Below are 25361 nucleotides of genomic sequence, written 5' to 3'. Positions count from 1 at the left end.
GATGATGCCGCCGCCGGCCACGATCAGTGGCTTGGTGGACGCGGCCAGCATGTCCAGCGCTTTTTCGATCTGCTTGCGGCTCGCCGCCGGCTTGTAGATGGGCAGCGGCTCGTAGGTGTCGGGGTCAAACTCGATCTCGGCCATCTGCACGTCGAACGGCAGGTCGATGAGCACCGGGCCGGGGCGGCCCGAGCGCATGAGGTGAAACGCCTGCTGGAATACGCGCGGCACGAGCGCGGGCTCGCGCACCGTCACCGCCCACTTGGTGACCGGCTTGGCAATGCTCTCGATGTCCACCGCCTGGAAGTCTTCCTTGTAGAGCCGCGCGCGCGGCGCCTGGCCCGTGACGCACAGGATGGGGATGCTGTCGGCCTGCGCGGAATACAGGCCCGTGATCATGTCGGTGCCGGCGGGGCCGCTGGTGCCGATGCACAGGCCGATGTTGCCGGCGCGGGCGCGCGTGTAGCCCTCGGCCATGTGCGACGCGGCCTCCACATGGCGCGCCAGGATGTGGCCGATGCTGCCGCGCTGGCGCATGGCGGCATAGAACGGATTGATGGCAGCGCCGGGCACACCGAAGGCCTGCGAGATGCCTTCCTTCTCCAGCACACAGATGGCGGCTTGTGCCGCAGTCATACGGGCCATGATGCGATTCCTTACCTGGGTTGATGGACTGGTAGGGATGCTAGGGAGAAGCTCCTCTCTTGAGAATGCCAGTGGCGGTACGTTGATTCGATACCCCAGGTATGCAATGGGCCGTCTGCGGCATTACCATGCCGCCATGGACCGCTTCAAGGAAATCGAGGCTTTCGTGCTGGCCATGGAGCACGGCAGCCTGGCCGCCGCCGCGCTGCATGCCGGCATCACACCGGTGATGCTGGGCCGGCGCATCGACGCGCTCGAGCGCCGCCTGGGCACGCAGCTCATTCACCGCTCCACGCGCCGCCTCGCCCTCACCGACCAGGGCGCGGGCTTTCTGGACGAGTGCCGCACGCTGCTGACGCAATGGGCCAGCGCCGAAGCCACCGTATCGGCGCAGAAACACCGGGCCAGCGGCCACCTCGTCGTTTCGGCCCCGGCAGCATTTGGCCGCCTGCATGTGGCGCCACACGCCAGCGCCTTCCTGAAAGCCAACCCGGAGGTGAAGCTTTCCTTCAACCTCACCGACCGCGTGGTCGACCTCGTGCGCGAGGGCTACGACCTGGGCCTGCGCATTGGCGGCGCGATCGACCCGAACTTCGTGGCCATCCAGCTCGCCACCAACCAGCGCGTGGTCTGCGGCACGCCGGCCTACTTTCGCAAGCACGGCAAACCGAAAACACTGGACGACCTGAAACAGCACAACTGCCTGGCCTTCAACCTGCAAGGCGGGCAGCAACGGGGCTGGTACTTTCAGCAAGGGGGCAAGACCGTGACGGTGCGCGTGGAAGGCAACCTGGACTGCAACGACGGCGAGCTGCTGCACCGCTGGGTGAGCGAAGGCATGGGCCTGGGCTGGCGCTCCACCTGGGAAATCCAGGCCCAGCTCCAGCGCGGCGAACTCGTCACGGTGCTCGACGAATTCGCCCTGCCCGCCTACGACATCCTGGCCGTCTACCCCCAGCAGCGGCACCTGCCGGCGAAGGTGCGTTTTTTCATCGAGCACCTGAAGAAGGTCTACGCCAAGCCAGGCTACTGGCTTCGCGACACCACCTGACCGTGCCACCGCTCCAACGCGCGCCTTGACGCGCTGCGCACAAGCAATGGCGCCGTGCGCCCCTCAGTTCAGGCCCGGGCGTTTCGCGTCTTGAACACCGCCACCGATTCCACCAGCTGCAGCGCCTGCTGCTTCAGGCTGTCGGCTGCGGCGGCGCTTTGCTCCACCAGCGCGGCGTTCTGCTGCGTGCCCTGGTCCATGCGCGTGATGGCCTGCCCAACCTGGGCGACGCCTGAGCTTTGCTCGGAACTCGCGGCAGAGATCTCGCCGACGATTTCACTCACACGGCGGATGGACGCCACCACTTCCTTCATGGTGGTGCCGGCCTGGTCCACCAGCGCCGAACCCTGCTCGACACGCTCGACGCTGGCGCCGATCAATGTCTTGATTTCCTTGGCAGCCTCGGCGCTGCGCTGGGCCAGGTTGCGAACCTCACCCGCCACCACCGCAAACCCGCGACCCTGTTCGCCTGCACGCGCCGCTTCCACGGCCGCATTGAGCGCCAGGATGTTGGTCTGGAACGCGATGGCGTCGATCACACCAATGATGTCGCCGATCTTGCGGCTGCTTTCGTTGATGCCTTTCATGGTCTGCACCACGCTGCCCACGACATCGCCCCCCTGCACCGCCACGCTGGACGCGCGCTGGGCCAAGTCGCTGGCCTGGCGTGCGTTGTCGGCGTTGTTGCGCACGGTCGTACCCAGCTGTTCCATGGTGGCCGCGGTCTCCTGCAGTTCGCTGGCTTGCTGCTCCGTGCGGGCCGAGAGGTCCTGGTTGCCGGAGGCAATCTCACCGCTGGCGTGTGACACGTAGTCGGAGCTGCGGCGCACATCGGTGACGGCCTTGGACAAGCCCTCCTGCATGGTCTGCAACCAGGCCAGCAAGCTGTCGGTGTCGCCGGTCTTCAGGTGGATCGGCGTGGTGAGATCGCCTTCGGCCACAGCTCGTGCAATGTTGACCGCGGTTCGCGGCTCACCGCCGAGCTGGCGGAGCATGTTGCGGGTGATCATGGCTGCCAGGCCAACGCCGATCGCCAACGACATGCCCAGCAACCCGATGACGGCCCACCTTGCCTGGTCGTAAACGGTTTTGACGTGCCCGGCAGAGGACTCTCCACCGTCGTAGTTGAACTGGATCAATCCGTTGAGGGACGAGACCACTTCTTCGAACGCCATGCTGGAGAGGCCGTCGGCGATGTCTGCGGCGTCCGCCTGCTGTTTGTCGCGCCCCAGCTTGATGACCTTTTCACTGGCCTGCTGGTAAGCGGTCCAGGTGCCGATCAACTTCGCAGTGAGCGCGGTTTCCTCATCGCCCGAGACGCGGCCCTGGTAGCCGGTGAACAAGGCCTGCAGCGACTTGCCTGCCTCTTTCATCTTGTCTTCGTATTCGGCGTGGTAGCTGCCGTCTGCGGTGCGGCTGTGCTTGATCTCGAACTCGCGGTACTCGACCGCCAGCGAGCGTGCGTCCGACAACGCGCCCACGCCCTTGAGCCATTTTTCAGACAGCGCGATGGCTTCGCCATCCACGCTCTTCAACCCCACCAGAGCAGTGGCGCCCAGAGCGGCCGTCAACACCAGGATGGACGCAAACGCGCCGAAGAGCTGCTGACCCACCGTCAGTCGACGGAGCCAGCCAAATGGATTGGGAAGTTTTTTCATCGCGCCGCCGCCATCACTTCTTGTGACCGATGTAGCTGGCGCCGATCACTTTGCCACCGGCGTCCTTGATGGGGTTGTAGCAGGCGTCGAAGGCGGTGCCCAGCACGTCGATGGGGCCGCAGTACTGCTGACCCTTGCTCACGGAGTCGTAGGCGGCATTGCGGGCCAGCTGCGTGCCCACGCCGCGCTTGCCTTCGGGCGTGAGCACGTTGGTGCTGACGCGCACGAACTCGTCACCCTCTTTGACAAACACGGTGGCCGTGGCCTGGTGCGTCTTGCGGATGCCGTCGACCACGTCGAAGTTGTTGTTGATCTTGCGCTCGCCGAAGAACAGGGCGGGCACCGTCTTGCCAGCCACGCTGTCGGTGCCATCGATGCGAGGTGCACCAATCTTGCTCAGGCGACCGTCGAGGTCGGCAATGGTGGCCTTGGGGTCGTTGGCATGGGCGAAGGAGGCAGAGACGGCCAGCGCAGCCAGCATGAGGACGCGGTTCAGTTTCATGAGAACTCCAGAAGTGACGTGGTTGAACAGGGATCCCGAAGGATGTCAATCCATATCGGTCACACCCCGTAGCACTTGAATTCTGGGGACCGCGCCCGCCTGGGAAGCGTCAAAAAGCTTTACTTTGCCCAGCCAGTTCCGGATTTCAGAAGGCGTAGCTCAGGCGCACATCCACCGCCTTGACGCGGATGCCGTCTTCCAGGTTGAACACGTTGTAGTAGGTGCCGATCGACAGGCGTTCACTCACGGCGTAGCTGGCGCCCAGGCTGTAGTAAAGGCCCGCACCCGAGTCTTCGGTTTTGGTCAGCACGGTGCTGCCCACGCCGATGACCTGACCATTGACGCGCCAGGCGTGCCCACCCACGCGCGCGCCCAGCGTCACAGGGCCAAGCGGAATGTCATATGTCACGCCCGCGAGCAAGCTGGTGCCGGCGAAACGGTAGGTGCCTGCCGCGTCGTTCACCGCCCATTCGCCGTGACCGCGCACGCCGGCTTCCATGCCCAGGCCCTTGCCGCCGCCCCAGCGCCCCACGATGCCAATGGCGGTGGCCCGGTCTTGCAGCGTGCTGTTGTCTGAGGTGAGTTTGCTGGAGCCGACCGCCGCCTCCAGAATGAAGCCCTCGGCAGCGGCGGGGGCAGCGGCGATGGCTGCCAGGCCCAACAAGGCCACCGAGAACAACGAACGTGAATCCATGAAAACCTCCTGATGAATGAATAAAGTTAAAACCAAAGAGTGAAGTATGTACTTGACGAACCCTTAGAACTATCCGATACTTCAGCCATACCGAAAGCAAACCATGGCCGAAGCAATCCTGAACCAGCCCCACTTCCAAGACGCAGACAAGGCACGCGAGCACCTTGAGGCTCTGCGCTGGCCTCACGGGCCTGTGTGCCCCCACTGCGGTTCGGTTCGCGCCCCTCTGGCGCTTGAAGGCAAGTCGTACCGCCCGGGCTTGTTCAAGTGCAAGGACTGCTATGAGCAGTTCACCGTCACCGTGGGAACCGTGTTCGAGCGTTCAAAGATCGCCCTGAATGTCTGGCTCCAGGCTGTCCATCTGATGTGCGCCAGCAAGAAGGGAATTTCCGCCAAGCAGCTCGAGCGCATGCTTGGTGTTTCCTACAAAACCGCGTGGTTCATGTCGCATCGCATCCGCGAAGCCATGACGGGGGACAACTCCACGATGCTTGGCGGCCCCGGTTCGTCGGGTGTTGTTGAGGCTGATGAAACGTTCTGGGGCACAGCCACCACCGAAAGCGGCGAGAAGAAAACCGCTCGCGGCGGCTTCCGTCACAAGATGATGGTCGTCTCTCTTGTTGAGCGCGACGGCAACAAGCGTTCTTTCCACATCCCCACCGTCAACGGCAAAACCCTTGGCGCAGTTCTTCAATCTCAGATCAGCGAGAAGGCCCGCCTTGTGACCGACGAAGCCCGCTGGTACAAGGCCATCGGCAAAACGTTTGCACAGCATGAATCCGTGAGCCATGGCCGAGGCGAATACGCTCGCGGCGATGTGACGACCAACACTGTCGAGGCATCCTTCGCCATCCTCAAGCGTGGCCTAATCGGCACGTTTCACAGCGTGAGCGAAAAGCACCTACAGCGCTACTGCAACGAGTTCGACTTCCGTTGGAACACGCGCCAGTCGCAGGGCTTCAGCGACACCGACCGCACCACTGCAGCGCTTAAGGGCATCACCGGTAAGCGCCTGACCTATCGGCGGATTGGTGGGAAGCAGCAAGCGACCGACGTTTGAGACGCTGCTGATCAAGCTCATGAAAAACCCGCCCAAGACGTGAGTCCGGGGCGGGGAAACGGTTTACCGTTTAGAACGGGAACAGCTCAAGCTGGCCCGGGTGACTGCGGAAGTGCTGGCACACGTCCTCCCACTTCCCAAAGCGGAAGCGGCGATAGGCGCGCACGAACACATCCTTGACACGGCGATAGCGCATGGCCATCTCCTTCAAGAACGGCGAAGCCCATCCTTGTCTGAATGTCCACCAGAGGGTAAAATGCCCTCACTCGCTCAAGAGTGATGAACGGTTCAGGATGGCTTTCAGGGCCACAGAACTTGCCATCAAATCCAGCACTGTTTCCGCAGTGCTGGTCGCTTGCCCAAGGCGCCAGCCTTGGTGAAGTGCAGACAAAGCTGCTCGTAGTAGTCGGCTGCCTAAGACCCTCGTAGCGCCCCTTCTTTCCGGGATGAGCACTACGAGGGTTTTCCTTTTTCCGCCCCGGCTGCAGCAGCCAGATCACCGGGGCCGAAAGCTCTCCGCATATTGATCTCCTTCGACGCCGAACTATACCAGTTTCGCGCCTAAGCGCAACATCGCTTTGCGAAAAATACGCAAAGCGATGGTTTTGGCGGTATCATGGCGGGACTTTTAGGAGAACTGCAATGGCCCGTGGACCTGCCTACCCGTACATGAATCTTGAGGCTGCCGTTGAGCTGACGCGGAAGCTGTATGAGTACACGAAACGCACTCCAGCCAATCTGGGGGCTGTTGTGAAAGACAAGTGGGAGTACAGCCCCACCAGCAGCACTGCGCAGAAGACGGTTGCGGCGCTTCGCTACTATGGTCTTGCTGATATTGCAGAGTCATCCGATAAGGCAGAAACCATCAAGATCACGGATCGCGCGTACCGAATATTGGTCGATAACCCTTCTTCGATTGAGCGCAGGCAAGCGATCCGGGATGCATGCTTGTCTCCGAAGGCGTACAAACTTTGCTGGGATCTTTTTGGCGCGGAGATGCCGGAGTCAATGCGTTCTACATTGATCTTCGATCACGGGTTCAACGAGTCGACAGTGGACGGATTCTTGACAAACTACAAGCGGTCCGTGCAATTTGCCGGCCTTATGGAAGAGGCTGTAGAAAAAAAGCACGAAAGCGACGCGCCAGCCGGGGCTGTTAGTGAAAAGGTAGTTCCGGTACAATCGTCTGCACCCCAAACCCCACCGGCACCGGCCGGATTAGTCCATCCGCCAGTGCCTCCGGGCAAAGCGGCTTTGCCGCCAAAAGGAGCCGGAATGCGACAAGAAGTTTTTGCCCTCGCCGAGGGCGATGTGACCATCCAGTGGCCAGAAGTTCTAAGCCCAGACAGCTACCAAGACTTCGATGATTGGCTGGCCATCTTGAAACGAAAGATCAAGCGCAGCGTTGTCGCGCCTGAAGCAGCCCAGTCTCGGAAGCCACTGGTAGACGATGACGACGAACACTGATAAACCTTCGGAAGACGACGTCCTGCGGCGGATGCTGAACACACCGCCGAAGCCGAAGCCACCCAAGGCACCAGCACCATCGCCCCAAAAGAAAACCGGCCCTTGAGCCGGTTTTTTTATGTCCTGAGTGTCAGGGTTTTTTAAGTACACACTTCACACCAAAGAACTCGTTTTTTAACGAGCCGGCGACTTTAACTTCAATTTATTCACACCAAAAGGCTCACCCACCACAAAACAACAGGTTCAGCCAGCCGACAGCACCTTGAGCAACCACGCGTTCAGGTCATCCACCTCTTCGGCGCACACCGAGTGCTCCATCGGGTACGCCTGCCATTGCACGCCGTACCCCAGGGTCTGGAGCAGGTCGCGCGACGCGGTGGCGCGGTCGATGGTGACCACCGGGTCGTGTTCGCCATGTGCCATGAAGATGGGCACCTCGCGGTTGGCTGCGCTGCGCTCGGTGGCGGTGGTCTCGGCCAGCGGCAGGTAGCCCGAGAGACCGACCAGCCCGGCCAGGCGCTGCGGCGCGCGCAGGCCGGCCATGAGCGTCATGGCGCAGCCTTGGGAAAACCCCATGAGCACCGTGCGGTGCGCGGGCACACCGCGCTGGGCTTCGCGCTCCAGCAGGGCCTGCACCAGGGCCTGCGAGGCCCGCAAGCCTTCGCTGTCTTCACGGCGCGGCACGGCGGGTTGGGTGCTGGGTGGGTAAATGTCGTACCAGGCGCGCATGACGTAGCCGCCATTGATCGTGACCGGGCGCACCGGCGCGCTCGGGAACACGAAGCGCACCGGGCCGACATCGCTCAGGTCGAGCTCGTGGGCAATGGGCACGAAGTCGTTGCCGTCGGCACCCAGGCCATGCAGCACGATGATGGAGGCGACGGGCGTGGCGGCGGGATCGTCGCCACTCACCATCTCAAGGAGTTCGAGGGAGGAGGTGTTCATGGGCGCAGCATAGCGCCCGAGGGCGCCATGCCGCACGCCAGCGCGCTATTCGATGAACCCCGGCAACCACAGCGACAGGGCCGGGAACGCACACAGGATCAACAAGCGCACCACATCGACCGCGATGAAGGGCATGGTGCCCTTGTAGATCGCGCCCAGGGGCACGTCGCGCGCGATCGAGCTGATGACGAACACGTTCATGCCCACGGGCGGGCAGATCATGCCGAAGGTCACCGCCATCACCACGATCACGCCAAACCACACCGGGTCAAAGCCCAGCTGCATCATGGCCGGGAAGACGATGGGCACCGTCAGCAGGATCATGGCGAGCTCGTCCATCACCGCGCCCAGGATGAGGTAGCCCACCATGATGAGCGCGAGCACGCCATACGGCCCGACCGGCAGGTGCACCAGCGTTTCCACCGCGTTCTGCGTGAACTGCGTGATGGTGAGGAAGTAGCCAAACAGGTAGGCACCCACCACGATCAGCATGATGGAAGACGACACCCGCAGCGCACCGATCAGGGCGGCCTTGATCTGCTTCCAGCCCAGGCGCCCGCGCAGCAGGCCGATGAGCAGCGTGCCGATGGCCCCCACGCCCGCGCCTTCCTGCACCGTGAACAGGCCGCCGTAGATACCGCCGAGCACGAACACGAACAGCAGGACCACGGCCCACAGGGAACGCAGCGACCGGAACCGCTCCGCCCAGCCCACGCGCTCGCCGCGCGGCATGGCATCGGGCCGCAGGCGGGCCACGATGGCCACCACCACGCTGTAGAACGCAATCGCCATGATCCCGGGGATGATGCCGGCGGCGAACAGTTTGGTGATGTCGGTCTCGGTCATGATCCCGTAGAGCACCATGATCACCGAGGGCGGGATCATGATGCCCAGTGTGCCGCCAGCGGCGATCAGCCCGGCGGAGAAGCCCGGGTTGTAGCCTGCTCGGCGCATTTCGGGCAGTGCCACCTGCGTCATGGTGGCGGCCGTGGCCACGGAAGATCCGTTGATGGCGGAGAAGCCGCCGCACGCGGCAATGGACGCCAGCGCCAGCCCGCCGCGCCGATGCCCGAGCCAGGCCCGTCCGGCCTTGAACAGCTCGGCGCTCATGCCCGAGTGCGACGCAAAAGCGCCCATCAGGATGAACATCGGGATGACGCTGAGGTTGTAGTCGGTGAGCACCGACAGCGGCACATTGGCCAGCAGGTTGAGCGCGGGCTTGGTGCCCGAGAGCAGCGCAAAGCCGCCCACACCCGCAATGCCCATGGCAATGCCGATGGGCACACGAATGGCCATGAGGGCAAACATGCCCACGAAGCCCAGCAGGGCCACCACATCACGATCCATGGGCTGCTCCTGGTGCGTCGTCGTCCACCGGCTCAGGGCTGGCCTCACGGCCTTGCCAGAGCTGCACCAGCCGCACCGCCGCCAGCACCGCGGCCACCGTGGCGCCCGCAGCGCCCACGCTGTAGAACCACTGCAGCGGCAGGCGCAGGTCCATGGTGCCCTGGCTGCCGGTGCCGCCCACTTTCACCCACACCATCCAGGCCAGGGGCACAAGGAAGGCAGCGGTGATGGCGGTGGCGAGCAGGTCCACGCGGCGCTTGCCGCGCGGGCCCAGGTGTTCCCACAAGATGTCGACACCGATGTGCGTGCCGTAGTAAGTGGCCAGGGCGATGCCCCAGAACATGGCGATGCCCTGCAGCATCTGCGTGCCATCGAACCAGTCAGGAATCTGCACGCTGAACACGTAGCGCAGCAGCACATTGCCTGCGGTCAACAACGCGATCAGCAGCAGGAACAGCGCGGCCACCGTTTCGATGGCCGAGAACAGGCGCTTCATCAGTTGGCTTTGCGGCTGGCCAGTTCCTTGCGCAGGTCGTCCAGTGCGGCCTGGCCCTTGTTGCCGGCGGCGTCAGCGGCCTTCACCCACTGGCCGTACACGGGCTCCACAGCCTTTTTCCAGACGTCGATCTGCGCGGGCGAGATCGGCACGATGGTGTGGCCCGCAGTCTTCTCCAGCTTGCCCTGGCCCGAGTCTTCCTCGTCGCCCCAGGCGGCGCCCACCTTGCCGGCCCACTCGTTGTTGCAGTGGTCGTCGATCACTTTCTTCTGGCCTGCGGCGAGCTTGTCGTACCAGGGCTTGTTGAGCACCCACACGAAGTCGGAGGCATAGAAGCGCATGTCGCTGTGGAACTTGACGGCCTTGTCGATGCCGAAGGAAACGATCGAATTCCAGGGGAAGGTGATGGCATCGGCCACGCCCTTGTCGAGCGCGTCGCGCGCTTCTGGCGCGGACACCTGCACGTTGGTGGCGCCCAGCAGCGTCATGGTCTGTGCCACGGTGCCGTTGGCCGAGCGGATCTTCATGCCCTTGAGCTGGCCGGGTTCGGTGATCGGCTTCTTGGCGTGGAAGGTGCCGATGTGCACGTGGGCGAAGCAGAACTTCACGTCCTTCATTTCGGCCGCGGCGTAGGGGCGGTACCACTGGTCGAGCGCGGCCGAGCCTGGGCCGGGCTTGCCGATCAGAAAGGGCAACTCGCCCGCAGCGATCATGGGGAAACGGCCGGCCTGGTAGCCCGGGTTGACCCAGGTCATCTCGGCAATGCCGTCGCGCGCCATGTCGTAGTGGTCAGCGGCCTTGCCCAGCTGCTGCGCCGGGAACAGCGCAACCTTGATGGACCCCTTGGACGCCGCTTCCACCGATTTCGCCCAGGGCTCGAAACCGAGCTTGGCCAGCGGGTGCGAGGCCGGCAGCCAGTGCGCGAACTTGAGTTCGACGGCCTTGTCCTGCGCCTGTGCGCCGAGTGCACCCAGCAGCAAGGTGGCAATGGCCACGGCGCGAAGGGAAGAACGGTTGCGGGATTTCATGTTTGTCTCCTGGGTAATGACGTTTTTCAAGGGAAGGCGCATGGTGCAGGCATTCATGCGCGAGGGGTGAGCGTAGTTTCCCGGTGCGGCGCCTTGGCGGCCCAGAACACCGGGTGCGTGTTCGAGGCGGGCGCGCGGTGCGCCTGGTTGAGTTTGCCTTCAGGGTCAGCCAGCGTGGCTTTGAGCGCTGCGCTCAAGTCGCTCGCGGCCTGCGGTGCGCCAGGCGCACCGCTCAGGGCTGGCACCACGTGGGTGGACCACAGGCGGGCGTAGTTCAGCCGGCCGCGTGCCTGCGTGTCGCCATAGCCCTTGAGCACTTGCGGCAAGCCGGCGAGCACCAGCGCGAACGCTGGCGACTCGCGCAACACCTGGCGCATGGCTGCGAGCCACACCGACAGGGTTTCGTGCTCCTGCGCGTAACGCAGGGAGCGCGGCCGCAAAGGCCGCAGCCACGCCAGGCTGCGCAGCATGAGGTAGCCCCAGAGACTGGTAGAGCGGATGTGCAAACCCACATGCGCCTTGCCCATCCAGCCACGCCGCGTCGCCAGCGCCACCAGCCACTCGCCCAGCGCACGCGGCAGCACGGCCGCCACTTCGTCAACGCCGGGCTTGAAGTGTTCGGTCACGCGGACGATGTCGCCCGGTTGGGCCTGCGATTCGCTGGTCACGCGCGCATAGCGGCTGCGCCGCGTCTTCAGGTCGGCTACACGGATCACGTCTTCGAAGCACATCCACAGCGCCAGGTGGCGCACCGCCTCTTCGAGCGCGGCACTGGCCTCGGGCGTGGCAGCGCTCACGAGCGCTTGCACATGGTCCAGAAAGGCTTGGGCGTAAGCGCCGTTCTGGTAGTCGCGGCAGCGCAGTGCGCCATGCGCGGCGAGCAGTTGCACCGCCGCGGGCCAGGGCTGCAGGCGCTGCGCCCATTCGCCCTGCAGTGCCTGCGGCAGGCCCCCATCGGCCAGCACCTGCAGCGCGTCTTTCGACATCTCGGGGGACGCGCTCGAAGGCGCTGCGGCCTCGTCAAACGCGGCGGCAAAGCCAGCCAGGCTGGCCTGCACGCCCTTGCCCGATGCGCGGATCACGTCTTCACACACGCTGCGCGGCCAGGGCAGCACGCCGGCACCTGCCAGCGAGCCAAACATCACCGCAGAGATCACGGTGCCGGCCTGGGTCGTCACGGCCTCCATGTCGAACAGCACGGTCTTGCGTGCGAGTGCACGCGCCGCGTCGGCCAGGCGTTGCGGGTTCTGGCGGCCATCGGCCATGTGCATCTTTTCCACCGTGGTGTAGATGCGGTGGGTGGATGCCAGCAGCGTGGTGCGCGCGGTGACGAAGCCACGCTCCACCATGCGCGCGGCTTCCAGCAGCTCGCTGGCCACCACCACGTCCACACGGCCCGCCACCGGCGTGAGGCCAAAGACAGGCGTGGCGCCGGCAGGCGCCGGCTCGCGCAGCAGCTCGATGTAGTAGCTCGTGGCACCCGTGCGCTGGGCCACACCGGGCACCGAAGTGGCCTGCACCGGCAGCCCGTGGCGCAGCGCGCATTGCACCAGCCAGTCGGCCAGCACACCGCCGCCCTCGCCACCGAGTGCAGCGATCAAGATGCCGTAGGCGTTGTCTTGTGAATTCATGGGTCAGGCCGGCTGCAGCAGGCCGATGAAGAAGCGGTTGAAACGGTCGGTGACGCGGTCCCACCAGCCGGGGTGGGTCACGATCTCGATCTTGTGGAACGACGGGCACAGCACCGCCGCGTCGGCCACCTCGCCACACAGGCCGCAGCCCACGCAGCCATTGGTGACGTGCGCCACCGGCTCGCGCCGCAGCGGATCGCTGGCGGGCTTGACGGTGAGCGTGGGGCAGCCCGAGAGGCGAATGCACGAGTGGTCGCCGGTGCAGGTGTCTTCGTCCACACCGTAGCGTGTGCGCACGCTGCGCAGGCCTTCCTTGAGGCGGCGCGCGCGAATGGGCTTGAGGCGGCGCTGGCGCTCGAGCTGGCATTCGCCTTCCGCAATCACCACCTTCAGCCCCTTGAAAGGCGAGTTCACCGCCTCCTTGAGCAGGTCGCGCACTTTCGAGACGCGGTAGTTGTGCACTGTCTTGACCCACTTCACGCCCATGCCCTGCAGCGTGTTCTCGATCGTCATCTCGCCGGCGGTGGCACTCGAGCCTTCGGCCACGCGCTTGGCCTCCGACGCGGGCGTGGACATGGTTTCCTGCGTGCCGGTGGCCGAGGTGTAGCCGTTCTTCATGATCACCAGCACGCCATCGCCCTGGTTGAGCAGTGTCGAGCTCACCCCCGAGAGCAGGCCGTTGTGCCAGAAGCCCCCGTCGCCCATGATCGCAACGGGCCGCTTGGCCGAGAAGTTCTTGACCGCCGCGCTGGACGCCATGCTCATCCCGTAGCCGAGGATCGAGTTGCCGAACGAGAAGGGTTCGAAGGTGGCGAACGAATGGCAGCCGATGTCGGTCGAGATGTGCAGCTTGCCCACATCGCGCTCGACCAGCTTGAGCGCGGCAAACACCGGGCGCTCCGGGCAGCCGGTGCAGAAGTTGGGCGGGCGCGCCGGCACGCCGCCGCCGAGCTCGGCCAGCGCGCGTTCGCGCACCTCGGCCAGCTCGGTGCTGAAGCGGTTGGCGGGCGACAGATCCAGCAAAGGCAGGTGCTCGGCCGCGAAAGCCGTGAGGCCCTTGAGCAGAATCTCTGCCGTGTACTCGCCGCCCATGGGCAGAAGGTCCTTGCCATGCAGACGCGTCTGCAGATCGGCCCGGCGCAGCTGCGTGGCAATGTCCTGCTCGATGAATTCCGGCTGGCCTTCTTCAATCACCAGCACCGCGCGCTTGTCCGCACAGAAGGCCGCGATCTGCTCGGGCACCAGCGGGTACACGACGTTGAGCACCAGCATCGGGATATCGGTCTCGCCCAGGCCATTGGCCAGGCCCGCCTGCTGCAGCGCACGGATGGTCGTGTTGTACAGGCCACCCTGCACGATCAGGCCCACCGCGCCGTGCCGGCCGTCAAAGCGCTCGTTCAGGCCCGCTTCCTCGATGAAGCGGCGCGCCGCCGGCATGCGCACCTCGTACTTGTGCTTTTCGTGCCGGAAGGTGGAAGGTGGGTGCGAGAGGCGGTCGTAGCTGAACCCCGCCGCCTGCTGCTGCAAGTGGCGGCTGGAAATGGCTGGCGCGATATTGTCACTGGCCACGAAGCTGCCTTGCACATGGCAGGCGCGAATGCGCAGCTCGATCATCACCGGCGTGTTCGATGCCTCGGACAGCTCGAACGCCTTCTCGGTCATGCGCACGATGGTGGGCAGGTTCGGGCGCGGGTCCATGAGCCACAGCGCCGATTTCATGGCGAAGGCGTGCGTGCGTTCCTGGATCACGCTGGCGCCTTCGCCGTAGTCCTCGCCCACCACGATCACCGCACCGCCCATCACACCGGGAGACGCCAAATTGGACAGCGCATCCGACGCCACATTGGTGCCCACCACCGACTTCCAGGTGACCGCGCCACGCACCGGGTACATGATGGAAGCGGCCAGCATGGCCGCGGCCGAGCTCTCGTTGGTGCAGGCTTCCACGTGCACGCCCAGCTCGTCCATGTAGGGCTTGGCCTGCACCATCACATCGAGCAGGTGCGAGATCGGCGAACCCTGGTAGCCACCCACGTACGTCACGCCCGACTGCAGCAGCGCCTTCGTCACCGCCAGGATGCCCTCGCCCTGAAAGGTCTCGCCCTGGCCGAGCTTGAGCGCCTCAATCTCGCTGTGAAATGAACGTTCCAATCGTGGGTCTCCTTGTGTTGTGCCCGCAATCTAGTGCTTGGGGCACCATCTGACCAATGGATTGATCGGATGTGGTGCATTCACGAAATGGATAATTCGGGACAACCCTTAGAGGCCCACGATGAACTTCCGGCAACTCGATCTCAACCTGCTGCGCGTGCTTGCGGCGATCCACCGCACCGGCTCCGTCACCGCAGCGGGCAAGGCGCTGTCGCTGTCACAACCGGCCACCAGCAATGCGCTGTCGCGGCTGCGCGACTACTTTCAGGACGACCTGTTTGTGCGCTCACCCGGCGGCCTGCAGGCCACGCGGTTGTGCGAGCGGCTCGCGCCCGAAGTGCAGGCCCAGCTGCAGATGCTGGAGACCGCCGTCACGGTGCGCGACGCGTTCGACCCCGCGCACAGCGACATGCGCTGGCGCCTGTCGCTCTCTGACCTGGGGGAAATGATGTTTCTGCCACCGCTGGCTGCGGCCCTGCGCCAGCAGGCGCCGCAATCGCACCTCACCAACGTGTCGGTGGCTGCAGAGGACGTGCCGGCGGCGCTCGAATCGCGCGAGATCGATTTCGCCATCGGCATCCTGCAACCGCGCCACCGCGGCGTGCGCGCCGACCTGCTCTTTCGCGAGCATTACGTGGCCATGACCTCGCCGCGCTGGCGACCGGCCAGCGGCAAGGCCGGGCGCACGCTCAGCGCACAGCAGCTCGCGGAGTCGTCGCTCGTGGTGGCCGCGCCCACCGCCACCTTTCATGGCAGCGTGGAGCAGATGCTGGTGCGCCTGAAACTCAGCGACCGCGTGGTCATCCGCGCACGCCACTTCGGCGCCCTGCCCGAGCTCGCGCTCAACACAGACCTGCTCACCATCGTGCCGCAGATGTACGCAGCCAACGTCGGCCAGCGGCTGGACATGCGCGTGTGGGAACTGCCGCGCGCCGCCGCGCCCACGTACGACGTTCGTCTGGTCTGGCACGCCAGCACGGCCAGAGACCCGGCACACCAGTGGATCCGCGCGCAGGTGCACCGGCTGTTTGGCCGCGCACAGCCAGCACCCTGAGTACGATGGCGCCATGACACCTCACACCCTGCTCGACCACCTGGACGAGGGCCGCCTCTGGTCCGCCCCACTCACTGCGAACAACAGCTTTGACCTCGAAGCGGCCTATGCCAAGGCGCTGGAGGTGCGGCGGCTGCGCATGGCGCGCGGCGAACACCCGCGCGGCTACAAGGTGGGTTTCACCAACCGCACCATCTGGCCGCGCTACAACGTGTTCGCGCCCATCTGGGGCACCGTCTGGGACACCACGCTCACGCAGGCCGACGACGAAGGTCAGGTCTCGCTCGCGCGGGCGTGCCAGCCCCGCATCGAACCCGAAACCGTGTTCGGCCTGAAGGCCACGCCGAAGCCTCAGGCCACGCTGGACAACATCTTCGACGCCATCGACTGGATCGCACCCGGCTTCGAAGTGGTGCAGTCCCACCTGCCCGACTGGAAGTTTCTGCCCGCGGACACCGTGGCCGATGGCGGCCTGCATGCCCGCCTGCTGATAGGTCGACGCGTCCCCATCCTCGAACTGGCCAGCGACGCGCACGCGCTCCATACGCTGTTGTCCCACGCCGAAGTGACGCTGCACAAAAACGGCCAGGCCGTTGAAAGCGGCCGAGGCAGCAACGTGCTCGACAGCCCGCTGCACGCGCTCAGGCATTTCATCGAGACGCTGCGCGACTGCCCCGGTGCACCCGATGTGAAAGCCGGTGACGTGGTCACCACCGGCACCTGGACCGACGCCTGGCCCGTGCTGCCCGGCGAGCAATGGTCCGCGCAGTTCGGCCTGCCACTGCCCAGCCTGGCGGTGCGCTTCACCGACTGAACCATCTCTGGCATGGGGGCTCCGAACAGGTGAAACCCTCTAAACAGTGAGCGGAGGGCTTGGTAGATTCGCCCTTCGCTCACACAACAACGGAGACATTCCCGATGACCCAAGTCGCGCCCGAACTGCTGGCCCTGCAACGCCTGTACCACTGGGAAAAAACCGCCCCGAACCGGGTGGCCCTCACGCAACCCATGGGCGATGGCGCGGTGCAGGACTTCACCTGGGCACAGATCGGCGACCAGGTGCGCCGCATGGCCACGCACCTGCAATCGCAAGGCTGGGAGCCAGGCTCCAAGGTCGCCATCCTCTCGAAGAACTGCGCGTGGTGGATGATGAGCGACCTCGCCATCTGGATGGCGGGCCACGTGTCGGTGCCCCTGTACCCCACGCTCGCCGCCGAGACGGTGCGCCAGATCCTCACGCACAGTGAGACCAAGGCCTGCTTCATCGGCAAGCTCGATGGTTGGGAAGGCATGAAGCCTGGCGTGCCCGCGGGCATGCCCTGCATCAGCTATGCCCTTTCACCGCTGGACGCCATCGAAGCCTACGAAGGCTGGGACGCCATCTGCGGGCGCAACCAGCCCATGGCTGGCGAGCCCACGCGCACCGCTGACGAACTGGCCACCCTCATCTACACCTCGGGCACCACCGGCCTGCCCAAGGGGGTGATGCACAGCTTCGGCAACTTCGCCTGGGCCATCGACTCGGGCGTCAAGCGCATTCCGCTTTCCGGCGACGACCGCATGCTGTCGTACCTACCACTGGCCCATGTGGTCGAGCGCATGCTGGTCGAGCATGGCTGGCTGCGCACCAGCATGCACGTGTTCTTCGCCGAGTCGCTCGACACCTTCGCCGCCGATCTGCAGCGCGCGCGCCCCACCATCTTCTTCTCGGTCCCGCGGCTGTGGGTCAAGTTCCAGCAGGGCATTCACGCCAAGATGCCCCCGGCCAAACTCAACCGCCTGCTCGGCATACCCATCCTGGGCGGCATCGTGCGCAAGAAGGTCAAGAAGGCACTGGGCCTGGACCAGTGCAAGTTCGCGGCCGGCGGCGCCGCGCCGATGCCTCTGGCCTTGATGCAGTGGTACAGCCAGCTCGGCCTGAACATCAACGAGGGCTACGGCATGACCGAGAACCTCGCGCTTTCCCACATCACCGAACCCGGCAAGAACCAGCAAGGCACGGTGGGGCCGACCTACGCGGGCGTCCAACACCGCCTGGACCCGCAAACGGGCGAAGTGCAGATGCTCAGCCAGGCGCTGATGCAGGGCTACTACAAGGAGCCGGAGAAAAGCCGCGAGGCCTTCACCGAAGACGGCTGGCTGCGCACCGGCGACAAGGGCACGATCGACAAGCAAGGGCTGCTGCGCATCACCGGCCGGGTAAAGGACCTCTTCAAGACCGGCAAGGGCAAATACGTGGCGCCCGCACCCATTGAGGACAAGCTGGTGATGCACGAGGCGGTCGAAGCCTGCGTGGTGACCGGTGCCAACCTCGGGCAACCGCTGGGCATCGTCATGCTCGGCGCGGAAGCGGTGGCGCGCGTGAGCGGCGATGCCGCTGCCCGAGCCGAACTCGAAACCTCCCTGGCCGCCCACCTCAAGGGCATCAACGCCACGCTGGACCCCCACGAGCAATTGCAGTGCATCGTGGTCGTCACCACCGCATGGACGGTGGACAACGACGTCATCACCCCGACCTTCAAAGTCAAGCGCAACCGCATCGAAGACCTCTATGCACGCCACTACGAAGCGTGGGAGGCCTCCGGCAAGAAAGTGATCTGGCAGAAGGACTGAGCCCCTTCAGGGGCACTGGCTTGCGCGCACAAGCAAGTGCTCAAGCCCGTGTTCAACCCAGTGCGGACACCACGCGGTTGAGCACGCCTTCACTGCCCTGCTCGCACAGCGTGAGCACCCGCTCGAAGTCCTGCGCGTTGCCGCGGTAAGGGTCCGGCACCTCGCGCAGGCCCTCGACGCCCGCGTATTCCAGAAACAGGTGCAACTTGTGCTGGTGTTCGCGTGGGCACGCAAAGCGCATGCGATCCATGTTCAGGTCGTCCATCACCAGAATCAGGTCGAACCGCTCGAAGTCGTCCTCTCGCACACGGCGCGCCCGCAGCTTCTCGATCTGTGCGTACCCACGGCCTTTGGCCAGCGCGATGGCGCGGCGATCCGGCTTCTCGCCCTGATGACCCGCATACGTACCCGCTGAATCCACCTGCACGGCATGCGCGAGGCCGCGCCGTGCCACATCCGCCTGCAGCACGCTCTGGGCCATGGGCGAACGGCAGATGTTGCCCATGCAGACGACCAGTATCTGGAACATGCGAGCAAGGGTATCAAATACAAAAACAAAGCCCGCCAGAAGCGGGCTTTGCATCAGGAAACGGAGCCGCTCAGATCAGGTAACTGTCCAGGCTCTTGCCCGAAGCGAGCACCGCTCGCACCCATTCCGGCTTGCGTCCAGGGCCTCCGGCCCACAGTTCGCCGTTCGGGCCACGGTATTTGGCCGGTGCGCTGGATTTGGATTTGCCGGTTTTCTTGGTGCTGGCAGTGCCACCCAGATCGGCTGCGGTAATGCCGAACTGTTTCATTTTGGCTTTGATGTCAGCAATGACCGCGGCGAGTTCGTCTTTGCGAGCCTGCTCGGCCTGCGCCATCAGGTTCTGGGCTTGCGCCATGAGTTCGGAATAGCTTGCCATTTCAATCGTCCTTGTAAGTGTTTGATCTGTCCGCAGAGTCGGAATGCTGCCAACAACGCAGGCTTCCATTCTATTCAACAGATACCCATTTGTGCAGTTCACTGGCCAATTCAGCTTGCAATTCCAACGGCAAAGCCGTGACAGGATGTGTCAATCTCAAGCGCCAGGCATGCAGAAACATGCGTTTCAAGCCAGCCTTGGCCAAATCGCGATTGAGTTCGAAATCACCGTATTTGTCATCCCCCGCAATGGGAAAACCGGCACTGGCGAGGTGCACGCGAATCTGATGCGTGCGCCCGGTTTTGATGGTGACCTCCAGCAGACTGAATCCGTCGGGCGCGGCCTTTAACAGGCTGGCAGGTGCCGGCACCCGCCGGGCGACCTTCACCAGCGTCACCGAGCGCATGCCATCCGGGTCATCGGGCGTGGTCACCTTCACGCGGCGCTCGCCATCGGGCAGAAGGTATTTGTGCAACGGTTGATCCAGCACCTTCAGGCGCGCCGGCCACACACCCTTGACCAGTGCCAGATAGGTCTTTCCGGTTTCGCGCTCCCGGAATTGGTCCTGCAATGCCTTGAGCGCGCTCTTCTTCTTGGCAATCAACAACAAACCGCTGGTTTCCCGATCCAGCCGGTGCACCAATTCCAGCAATCGCGCCTGCGGTCGCGCCTGACGCATTTGTTCGATGACGCCAAAACTCACGCCGCTGCCACCATGCACGGCAATACCCGCAGGCTTGTCAATGGCCAGAAAAGCGTCGTCTTCAAACACCACCGGGAATTCGCGCGGCGGGGCCGGGTTGGCGGCCTTTTCTTCAGCGCGCTCGGACAGCCGGATCGGTGGAATGCGCAACACATCGCCGGTGTTCACACGGTCATCGGCCGAAACACGTCCCTTGTTGCGACGCACCTCGCCAGAGCGAATGATTCGATAAATGTGGGACTTCGGGACGCCCTTGAGCAGGCGAACGAGCAGGTTGTCCAGCCGCTGCCCGGCCGACTCCTCGTCAACCGTGATGTGGCGGATCTGCCCGGTGGGCGGGGTGCTGGGCATGGGTGCGAATAAGGCCACCACGAGTGGCGGGGAGCTGACTATAATGCGCCACACCCGTCGTGTGCCGTAAGTGATTGATTTGCCTTGAGTTTAAGGCAGTCACCCAAGGCAGGGACCGCAGCTTGCGAGGCAAGGCGTCCGCCACGGGTGGGTTGCCACCCGCAGCACCCGGATCCAGCGCCATTGCCTGATGCATTCACATTCGAATCCAGGCAGGGCAACAGACCGGCCGAAGCGGCGGGCGAATCCGCTGAACAAACGCGAACCCGAAAACGGAATACCCCAATCGCCCAGCCCGCCATGCGTGGCTGGGTGAGGACGAAGTGAAGCCAGAGAGACACCGGCCAGATCCATGTCATTGACAGCCATCGAGCCTTCCCTGTTCACCCACCTCCACGCGCCTACGCCCTGACCTGGCGGTTCGACGCGGCACCCCGGTGCCCGCCTGTGTTGAACGCCTTACCCGAACCGCGGGTCAACGGCTCTCCGGCAATTCCTCCCCTCGTTCGCGCTTTCCGCTGGTTCACGGCAGGTCGGCGCATGGGCCCGTGGTCCGTGCGTCCTTGTGTTTGAACAAAGGAAACGCATCATGAAACGCATGCTGATCAACGCCACGCAGGCCGAAGAGCGCCGCCTGGCGATCGTGGACGGGCAGAAACTGCTGGACTACGAAATCGAGATCGAAGGGCGCGAACAGCGCAAAGGCAACATCTACAAGGCCGTGGTCACGCGGGTCGAACCCTCGCTGGAGGCCTGCTTCGTCGACTACGGCGAAGAGCGCCATGGCTTCCTGCCCTTCAAGGAAATTTCGCGCCAGTATTTCGCCGCAGGCGTGCCGGTCAATCAGGCCCGCATCAACGACGTGATCAAGGAAGGCCAGGAACTCCTGGTGCAAGTCGAGAAGGAAGAGCGCGGCAACAAGGGTGCGGCCCTCACCACCTTCGTGAGCCTGGCGGGCCGTTATGTGGTGCTGATGCCCAACAACCCGCGTGGTGGTGGCGTGAGCCGTCGCATTGAAGGGGAGGACCGCCAGGAGCTCAAGCAAGCGCTCGACCAGCTCGAATACCCCAACGGCATGAGCATCATTGCCCGCACCGCCGGCATCGGCCGCGATGCCGCCGAACTGCAGTGGGACCTGAACTACCTGCTCAAGCTCTGGAACGCCATTGACGGCGCCACCAAGGGTGGCAAGGGCGCTTTCCTGATCTACCAGGAATCGAGCCTGGTGATCCGCGCGATTCGCGACTACTTCAACAGCGACATCGGCGAGATCCTGATCGACACCGACGACATCTTTGAACAGGCGCACCAGTTCATGAGCCACGTGATGCCCGAGCACGGGCACCGCGTGAAACGCTACCGCGACGACGCGCCGCTGTTCTCCCGCTTCCAGATCGAGCACCAGATCGAGACCGCGTACAGCCGCACCGTGAACCTGCCCTCGGGCGGCGCCATCGTGATCGACCAGACCGAAGCGCTGGTGGCGGTGGACGTGAACTCCGCGCGTGCGATCAAGGGCGGCGACATCGAAGAAACGGCGACCCGCACCAACCTCGAAGCCGCCGACGAAGTGGCGCGCCAGGCCCGCCTGCGCGACCTGGGCGGCCTGATCGTGATCGACTTCATCGACATGGAAGAGTCGAAGAACCGCCGCGAAGTGGAAAACCGCCTGCGCGATGCGCTGCGACAGGACCGTGCCCGCGTGCAGTTTGGCGCCATCAGCAAGTTCGGCCTGCTCGAAATGAGCCGCCAGCGCCTCAAGCCCGCGCTCAATGAAGGCGCCTCCATCCCCTGCCCGCGTTGCGGTGGCTCGGGCCACATCCGCGACACCGAGAGCTCGGCGCTGCAGATCCTGCGCATCATTCAGGAAGAGTCGCTCAAGGACAGCACGGCCGCCGTGCTGGTGCAGGTGCCTGTCGAGGTGGCCAGCTTCCTGCTGAACGAAAAGCGCACCGAAATCACCAAGATCGAGCTCAAGCAGCGCATCAGCGTGCTGCTGGTGCCCAACAAGTCGCTGGACACGCCCAACTACAAGCTCGAACGCCTCAAGCACGACGACCCCCGTCTGGACAACCTCGACGCGAGCTACAAGCTGGCCGATGAAGTGGACGACGTCGCCAGCTTCACGCGCCGCAGCCAGGAGCGCACCAACAAGCAGGAGCCCGTGATCAAGGGCGTGCTGCCCGATGGTCCCGCCCCCGTGGCCGCGCCGCGCGCCGAGACCCCCGCACCCGCTGCTGCCCCCGCCGCAGCCCAGGTGGCCGTCACGCCGGCACCGGCCGCACCTGCCCCGGCCGAGAAGGGTTTCTTCGGCTGGCTCAAGAGCCTTTTCGGTGCCGAGCCGACGCCGGCCAAACCTGCTGCCGCGCCAGCGGTGGCCGCACCTGCCACCAAGCAAGGTGCGCGTGAAGACCGACCTGAAGGCCGCCGCGAAGGTGGCCGCGATGGGCGTGGCCGTGGTGGCCGCAACGGTGCCGACGGACGTGGCCAGCGTGAAGGCCGCGAAGGTGGTGCACGCAGCGGAGGCCGCGGCGGTGAAGGCCGTGCGGTCGAGACGCGTGCCGATGCAGGTCGCGTCGAGGGGCGCAACGAGCCCCGCGGTGAAGGCCGTCGAGGCGAGGGACGTGGGGAAGGCCGGAGCGACAACCGCAACGAAGCGCGCGGTGAAGGCCGTGGAGAAGGCCGCCAGGGCGGCAATCGCCGCGACGGCGGCCGCCGCGACGCACCGGTGACGGAAGGCGTCAACCCCAACGCGCTGCCACTGGAAGCGCAGGCGGGCGACACACCAGAAGCGGCAGAAGGCCAGCCGCGCCGCGAGCGCGACCGCCGCCCACGCGGTGACAACCGCCGCCGCCAGCCGGGCGCCGAAGGCGCGGATGCGCGCACGGACGCGCCTGAAGCCGAGCCAGCAGTGGCTGAAGGCGTGAACGATGCAACCGCCGTGCGCGACGGCGATGCCGACAACGGTACGCCTCGTGGCAACCGCGAACGCCGCAGCCGCGACCGCTATGGCCGTGACCGCCGTGAACGCGGCCCGCGCGAGGGCGCAGCCGCCGAAGGCGAAGAAGCACAGGCCGAAACGCCTGCGCAAGCCGTGCCCGCGCCGCTGGCAGACACCACCGCCGAGGCCTCAACCTACGAAGCGCCGACCCGCAGTTACTTCAGCATGCCACCGGCCGAACAGCCCCTGGCCGAAGCTGCTGCGCCGGTGGTGGTGCAGCCAGCCGTGGTGACCGCTGCCGAGCCGGTCGCCGCTGCAGCTGAAGCGGTGGCAGCGCCAACGCCGGCACCCACGCCAGTGGCTGTGACAGCGGCGCCGACCGAGACGGCAGCGCCTGCTGCGCCTCGCGCACCGCGCGCAGCAGCGCCCGCTGCCACGGCGCAGGCACCACGTGCCAATGGCCTGCCCAAGGTGCAACCATTCACCCTGTCGCTCGATGCCCTGCACCAGGTCGCCCAGTCCAGTGGTCTGGAGTGGGTCAATTCCAACGCCGACAAGGTCGCGCAGGCACAAGCGGCCATTGCGGCCGAGCCCAAGCCCATCCATGTGCCACGCGAGCCCAAGCCGCCCGTGGTGCTGGACGAAGGCCCGCTGGTGCTGGTGGAAACGCGCAAGGATCTGCGCGACATGAAACTGCCCTTCGAGAACGCCTGATTCAAGAGGCTGCTGCCCGACAGGCAGCAGCCTGGTTGAGGCACAAAAAAGCCGGTCCGGGAACAACCCGACCGGCTTTTTTTCGCTTGCTGACTGGAAGGGCGCTGGCTCAGTCCAGTGCCGCAGCCCGCTTCCATGCAACGTGTGCCGCTTCCACGTCGCCCCGCTCTTCAGCGAGCTGCGCCAGGCCGCGCCACGTGCGCCGCAGCAGGGCCGGGTCGTTCAAACTGTGACTCGCCTGGCCCAGCATCTGTGCAGCCTTGCCCCACAGCTGGCGTCGCATGCAGGCTTGGCCAGCCAGGTATTGCAAGAACGGGTTCTGCGGCCATTGGCGTTGGCGTTGCTCCAGCTGCGCCAGGCCTGCAGCATCGAGCGCACCGAGGGCGGGCTCCATCGCCAGTGCCAGTTGGCGCTGCTGCGCCGGATCGAGTGAACCGAACTCCGACCACAGCGGTTCGAGCCAGGCCAACACACGGGCGTGCGCTTCAGCGCCGTCGGGGTCACTGCCCGCGATGGCGCTCAACTGATGGGCGCGGTACGCAGCGGCCAGCGCCAGTTCCGGCATCGCCCTCTCTGGCGCATCCAGCCCGTTCCAGCAAGCCTGGAGCTGCGCCATGTCGTGGGCCTCGCGCAGCACATCAAGCGCCAGACCGCGAACGATGCTGCGCGAGGCTTCGGGTGAGAACGCACGGTGTTTGGCCAACAGGCGCGCCGTCTCCAGTGCCTCAGCGCTCTCACCGCCCAGCCGGGCCACGCGCAACTTCAGGCGCAGCGCCTGGATGCGCCGACCTGCGCCTTGCGGGAGTTCGGCCAGGCGCGCGCGCGCTGCATCGGCATCGCGGTCTTCCACCGCCCAGCGCACCGCGCGCAGCAGCGCGCCTTCGTATGCCTCGGGCGCATTTTTTGTCAGTTTGGGGTTGAGCGCTGCCTGCAGGTTGTCGTCACGACGCTCCCGGTTCTGCAGCGACTGCGCGCTCTCGGCGAGCAACAGATGGGCGAGCAACTGCAGCTGGTCTCGCCGGGGCCAATGCCCTGGCGGTACGCCCTTGAGCTGGTCCAACGCCTGCTGAGCTGCCGCCTGCGCGCGCACGAAGCGACCTGCGAGCTGATGCGAGAGCGCATCCATCACCGCACCCACCACCGATCGCTCCACCTGCTGACTGCGCCAGCGCTGCGCCTGCGCCGGCAGGTCGCGCAACATCGCGAACGCACGCAACGCGGCATAGAGCAGGACGAACCCGGCGATCAGGCAGAAGACCACGAAGTTGAACGAGACATCGAACCGGTACGGCGGCCAGAACAGCGTGAGCGTGGCGTTGTTGTGCCCCACCAGCAGGGCCAGCGCCACGGCCAGCGCGGCGAGGCCCAGCAACCAGAACACGCTGCGCATGGCGCCACCAAAGCG

Annotated in this window: 22 protein-coding genes; 7 read left to right on the top strand and 15 right to left on the bottom strand. The window is 65.0% G+C overall.

Annotated elements, in window-relative coordinates; translation table 11 throughout:
• On the bottom strand, nucleotides 1-645 hold a 645-nt coding region (locus KXJ60_RS02485), incomplete at its 3' end, for a thiamine pyrophosphate-binding protein (RefSeq protein ID WP_291123827.1).
• Between the two features lie 136 nt (nucleotides 646-781).
• On the opposite strand from KXJ60_RS02485, the gene KXJ60_RS02480 reads away from it, so the two are divergent.
• A complete protein-coding gene (locus tag KXJ60_RS02480) occupies nucleotides 782-1696 on the top strand; it encodes a LysR family transcriptional regulator (RefSeq protein WP_291123826.1) in 915 nt (304 codons plus the stop codon).
• A 68-nt stretch (nucleotides 1697-1764) separates the two neighbouring features.
• On the opposite strand, the gene KXJ60_RS02475 is transcribed toward KXJ60_RS02480, so the two are convergent.
• The 3 genes from KXJ60_RS02475 to KXJ60_RS02465 form a co-directional block, all read right to left on the bottom strand.
• Entirely contained in the window at nucleotides 1765-3354 is a 1590-nt protein-coding gene (locus KXJ60_RS02475; RefSeq protein WP_291123825.1) for a methyl-accepting chemotaxis protein, read from the bottom strand.
• A gap of 13 nt (nucleotides 3355-3367) precedes the next feature.
• Nucleotides 3368-3856: a Cache 3/Cache 2 fusion domain-containing protein gene (locus KXJ60_RS02470; protein ID WP_291123824.1), complete on the bottom strand. Its 489-nt coding sequence runs from the start codon at nucleotides 3854-3856 to the stop codon at nucleotides 3368-3370.
• A gap of 145 nt (nucleotides 3857-4001) precedes the next feature.
• Nucleotides 4002-4550: an outer membrane beta-barrel protein gene (locus KXJ60_RS02465; protein ID WP_291123823.1), complete on the bottom strand. Its 549-nt coding sequence runs from the start codon at nucleotides 4548-4550 to the stop codon at nucleotides 4002-4004.
• A gap of 103 nt (nucleotides 4551-4653) precedes the next feature.
• Here KXJ60_RS02465 and KXJ60_RS02460 point away from each other — a divergent pair, with 103 nt between their 5' ends.
• Nucleotides 4654-5610 carry an IS1595 family transposase gene (locus tag KXJ60_RS02460; RefSeq protein WP_291123822.1) on the top strand — a complete coding sequence of 319 codons (957 nt, stop codon included), beginning with the start codon at nucleotides 4654-4656 and terminating at the stop codon, nucleotides 5608-5610.
• 70 nt (nucleotides 5611-5680) lie between these two features.
• On the opposite strand, the gene KXJ60_RS02455 is transcribed toward KXJ60_RS02460, so the two are convergent.
• Complete coding sequence (locus KXJ60_RS02455) at nucleotides 5681-5806, bottom strand: hypothetical protein (RefSeq protein ID WP_291123821.1); 126 nt, start codon at nucleotides 5804-5806, stop codon at nucleotides 5681-5683.
• A 446-nt stretch (nucleotides 5807-6252) separates the two neighbouring features.
• On the opposite strand from KXJ60_RS02455, the gene KXJ60_RS02450 reads away from it, so the two are divergent.
• Nucleotides 6253-7077, top strand: a complete 825-nt coding sequence (locus KXJ60_RS02450) for a hypothetical protein (RefSeq protein ID WP_291123820.1) — start codon at nucleotides 6253-6255, stop codon at nucleotides 7075-7077.
• A gap of 243 nt (nucleotides 7078-7320) precedes the next feature.
• Here the strand turns inward: KXJ60_RS02450 and KXJ60_RS02445 are convergent, their stop codons facing one another.
• The 6 genes from KXJ60_RS02445 to KXJ60_RS02420 are packed head-to-tail and all read right to left on the bottom strand — an operon-like array spanning nucleotide 7321 to nucleotide 14675.
• Nucleotides 7321-8022, bottom strand: coding sequence for an alpha/beta hydrolase (locus tag KXJ60_RS02445; RefSeq protein WP_291123819.1), 702 nt, complete (start codon nucleotides 8020-8022; stop codon nucleotides 7321-7323).
• A 45-nt stretch (nucleotides 8023-8067) separates the two neighbouring features.
• Nucleotides 8068-9369, bottom strand: coding sequence for a TRAP transporter large permease (locus tag KXJ60_RS02440; RefSeq protein WP_291123818.1), 1302 nt, complete (start codon nucleotides 9367-9369; stop codon nucleotides 8068-8070).
• Nucleotides 9359-9865 carry a TRAP transporter small permease gene (locus KXJ60_RS02435; protein WP_291123817.1) on the bottom strand — a complete coding sequence of 169 codons (507 nt, stop codon included), beginning with the start codon at nucleotides 9863-9865 and terminating at the stop codon, nucleotides 9359-9361. The genes KXJ60_RS02440 and KXJ60_RS02435 overlap by 11 nt, the downstream gene beginning before the upstream one ends.
• Entirely contained in the window at nucleotides 9865-10893 is a 1029-nt protein-coding gene (locus tag KXJ60_RS02430) for a TRAP transporter substrate-binding protein (protein WP_291123816.1), read from the bottom strand. The genes KXJ60_RS02435 and KXJ60_RS02430 overlap by 1 nt, the downstream gene beginning before the upstream one ends.
• A gap of 53 nt (nucleotides 10894-10946) precedes the next feature.
• Entirely contained in the window at nucleotides 10947-12524 is a 1578-nt protein-coding gene (locus KXJ60_RS02425) for an indolepyruvate oxidoreductase subunit beta family protein (protein WP_291123815.1), read from the bottom strand.
• 3 nt (nucleotides 12525-12527) lie between these two features.
• Nucleotides 12528-14675, bottom strand: a complete 2148-nt coding sequence (locus KXJ60_RS02420) for an indolepyruvate ferredoxin oxidoreductase subunit alpha (protein ID WP_291123814.1) — start codon at nucleotides 14673-14675, stop codon at nucleotides 12528-12530.
• 121 nt (nucleotides 14676-14796) lie between these two features.
• On the opposite strand from KXJ60_RS02420, the gene KXJ60_RS02415 reads away from it, so the two are divergent.
• The 3 genes from KXJ60_RS02415 to KXJ60_RS02405 all read left to right on the top strand — a co-directional run bounded on the left by KXJ60_RS02415 (nucleotide 14797) and on the right by KXJ60_RS02405 (nucleotide 18342).
• On the top strand, nucleotides 14797-15729 hold the full coding sequence (locus KXJ60_RS02415; protein ID WP_291123813.1) for a LysR family transcriptional regulator: 933 nt from the start codon (nucleotides 14797-14799) through the stop codon (nucleotides 15727-15729).
• Between the two features lie 13 nt (nucleotides 15730-15742).
• Nucleotides 15743-16543, top strand: coding sequence for a hydratase (locus KXJ60_RS02410; protein WP_291123812.1), 801 nt, complete (start codon nucleotides 15743-15745; stop codon nucleotides 16541-16543).
• A 104-nt stretch (nucleotides 16544-16647) separates the two neighbouring features.
• On the top strand, nucleotides 16648-18342 hold the full coding sequence (locus KXJ60_RS02405; RefSeq protein WP_291123811.1) for an AMP-binding protein: 1695 nt from the start codon (nucleotides 16648-16650) through the stop codon (nucleotides 18340-18342).
• A gap of 52 nt (nucleotides 18343-18394) precedes the next feature.
• Here KXJ60_RS02405 and KXJ60_RS02400 read toward each other — a convergent pair whose 3' ends face one another.
• The 3 genes from KXJ60_RS02400 to KXJ60_RS02390 all read right to left on the bottom strand — a co-directional run bounded on the left by KXJ60_RS02400 (nucleotide 18395) and on the right by KXJ60_RS02390 (nucleotide 20301).
• Nucleotides 18395-18871, bottom strand: coding sequence for a low molecular weight protein-tyrosine-phosphatase (locus KXJ60_RS02400; RefSeq protein ID WP_291123810.1), 477 nt, complete (start codon nucleotides 18869-18871; stop codon nucleotides 18395-18397).
• 70 nt (nucleotides 18872-18941) lie between these two features.
• Complete coding sequence (locus KXJ60_RS02395; RefSeq protein WP_291123809.1) at nucleotides 18942-19247, bottom strand: H-NS histone family protein; 306 nt, start codon at nucleotides 19245-19247, stop codon at nucleotides 18942-18944.
• A 70-nt stretch (nucleotides 19248-19317) separates the two neighbouring features.
• Nucleotides 19318-20301 (bottom strand): RluA family pseudouridine synthase, encoded by a 984-nt coding sequence (locus KXJ60_RS02390; RefSeq protein ID WP_291123808.1) that lies wholly within the window; start codon nucleotides 20299-20301, stop codon nucleotides 19318-19320.
• A gap of 589 nt (nucleotides 20302-20890) precedes the next feature.
• Between KXJ60_RS02390 and KXJ60_RS02385 the strand changes: the two genes are divergently transcribed.
• Nucleotides 20891-23956, top strand: a complete 3066-nt coding sequence (locus KXJ60_RS02385; RefSeq protein WP_291123807.1) for an Rne/Rng family ribonuclease — start codon at nucleotides 20891-20893, stop codon at nucleotides 23954-23956.
• A 109-nt stretch (nucleotides 23957-24065) separates the two neighbouring features.
• On the opposite strand, the gene KXJ60_RS02380 is transcribed toward KXJ60_RS02385, so the two are convergent.
• A complete protein-coding gene (locus KXJ60_RS02380) occupies nucleotides 24066-25346 on the bottom strand; it encodes a heme biosynthesis HemY N-terminal domain-containing protein (RefSeq protein WP_291123828.1) in 1281 nt (426 codons plus the stop codon).
• Nucleotides 25347-25361 lie beyond the last annotated feature (15 nt).

The organism is Hydrogenophaga sp. (genome assembly GCF_019264445.1).
Classification (GTDB): domain Bacteria; phylum Pseudomonadota; class Gammaproteobacteria; order Burkholderiales; family Burkholderiaceae_C; genus Hydrogenophaga.
The sequence above is the reverse complement of the archived record's forward strand: the minus strand, read 5'-3'. Positions and strand labels throughout refer to the sequence as shown.

Excerpts from the sequence above, each read along its gene's own strand:
- KXJ60_RS02480 (WP_291123826.1), top strand. The coding sequence starts at position 782 with ATGGACCGCTTCAAGGAAATCGAGGCTTTCGTGCTGGCCATGGAGCAC.
- KXJ60_RS02475 (WP_291123825.1), bottom strand. The coding sequence starts at position 3,354 with ATGAAAAAACTTCCCAATCCATTTGGCTGGCTCCGTCGACTGACGGTG.
- KXJ60_RS02470 (WP_291123824.1), bottom strand. The coding sequence starts at position 3,856 with ATGAAACTGAACCGCGTCCTCATGCTGGCTGCGCTGGCCGTCTCTGCC.
- KXJ60_RS02465 (WP_291123823.1), bottom strand. The coding sequence starts at position 4,550 with ATGGATTCACGTTCGTTGTTCTCGGTGGCCTTGTTGGGCCTGGCAGCC.
- KXJ60_RS02460 (WP_291123822.1), top strand. The coding sequence starts at position 4,654 with ATGGCCGAAGCAATCCTGAACCAGCCCCACTTCCAAGACGCAGACAAG.
- KXJ60_RS02455 (WP_291123821.1), bottom strand. The coding sequence starts at position 5,806 with ATGCGCTATCGCCGTGTCAAGGATGTGTTCGTGCGCGCCTATCGCCGC.
- KXJ60_RS02450 (WP_291123820.1), top strand. The coding sequence starts at position 6,253 with ATGGCCCGTGGACCTGCCTACCCGTACATGAATCTTGAGGCTGCCGTT.
- KXJ60_RS02445 (WP_291123819.1), bottom strand. The coding sequence starts at position 8,022 with ATGAACACCTCCTCCCTCGAACTCCTTGAGATGGTGAGTGGCGACGAT.
- KXJ60_RS02440 (WP_291123818.1), bottom strand. The coding sequence starts at position 9,369 with ATGGATCGTGATGTGGTGGCCCTGCTGGGCTTCGTGGGCATGTTTGCC.
- KXJ60_RS02435 (WP_291123817.1), bottom strand. The coding sequence starts at position 9,865 with ATGAAGCGCCTGTTCTCGGCCATCGAAACGGTGGCCGCGCTGTTCCTG.
- KXJ60_RS02430 (WP_291123816.1), bottom strand. The coding sequence starts at position 10,893 with ATGAAATCCCGCAACCGTTCTTCCCTTCGCGCCGTGGCCATTGCCACC.
- KXJ60_RS02425 (WP_291123815.1), bottom strand. The coding sequence starts at position 12,524 with ATGAATTCACAAGACAACGCCTACGGCATCTTGATCGCTGCACTCGGT.
- KXJ60_RS02415 (WP_291123813.1), top strand. The coding sequence starts at position 14,797 with ATGAACTTCCGGCAACTCGATCTCAACCTGCTGCGCGTGCTTGCGGCG.
- KXJ60_RS02410 (WP_291123812.1), top strand. The coding sequence starts at position 15,743 with ATGACACCTCACACCCTGCTCGACCACCTGGACGAGGGCCGCCTCTGG.
- KXJ60_RS02405 (WP_291123811.1), top strand. The coding sequence starts at position 16,648 with ATGACCCAAGTCGCGCCCGAACTGCTGGCCCTGCAACGCCTGTACCAC.
- KXJ60_RS02400 (WP_291123810.1), bottom strand. The coding sequence starts at position 18,871 with ATGTTCCAGATACTGGTCGTCTGCATGGGCAACATCTGCCGTTCGCCC.
- KXJ60_RS02395 (WP_291123809.1), bottom strand. The coding sequence starts at position 19,247 with ATGGCAAGCTATTCCGAACTCATGGCGCAAGCCCAGAACCTGATGGCG.
- KXJ60_RS02390 (WP_291123808.1), bottom strand. The coding sequence starts at position 20,301 with ATGCCCAGCACCCCGCCCACCGGGCAGATCCGCCACATCACGGTTGAC.
- KXJ60_RS02385 (WP_291123807.1), top strand. The coding sequence starts at position 20,891 with ATGAAACGCATGCTGATCAACGCCACGCAGGCCGAAGAGCGCCGCCTG.
- KXJ60_RS02380 (WP_291123828.1), bottom strand. The coding sequence starts at position 25,346 with ATGCGCAGCGTGTTCTGGTTGCTGGGCCTCGCCGCGCTGGCCGTGGCG.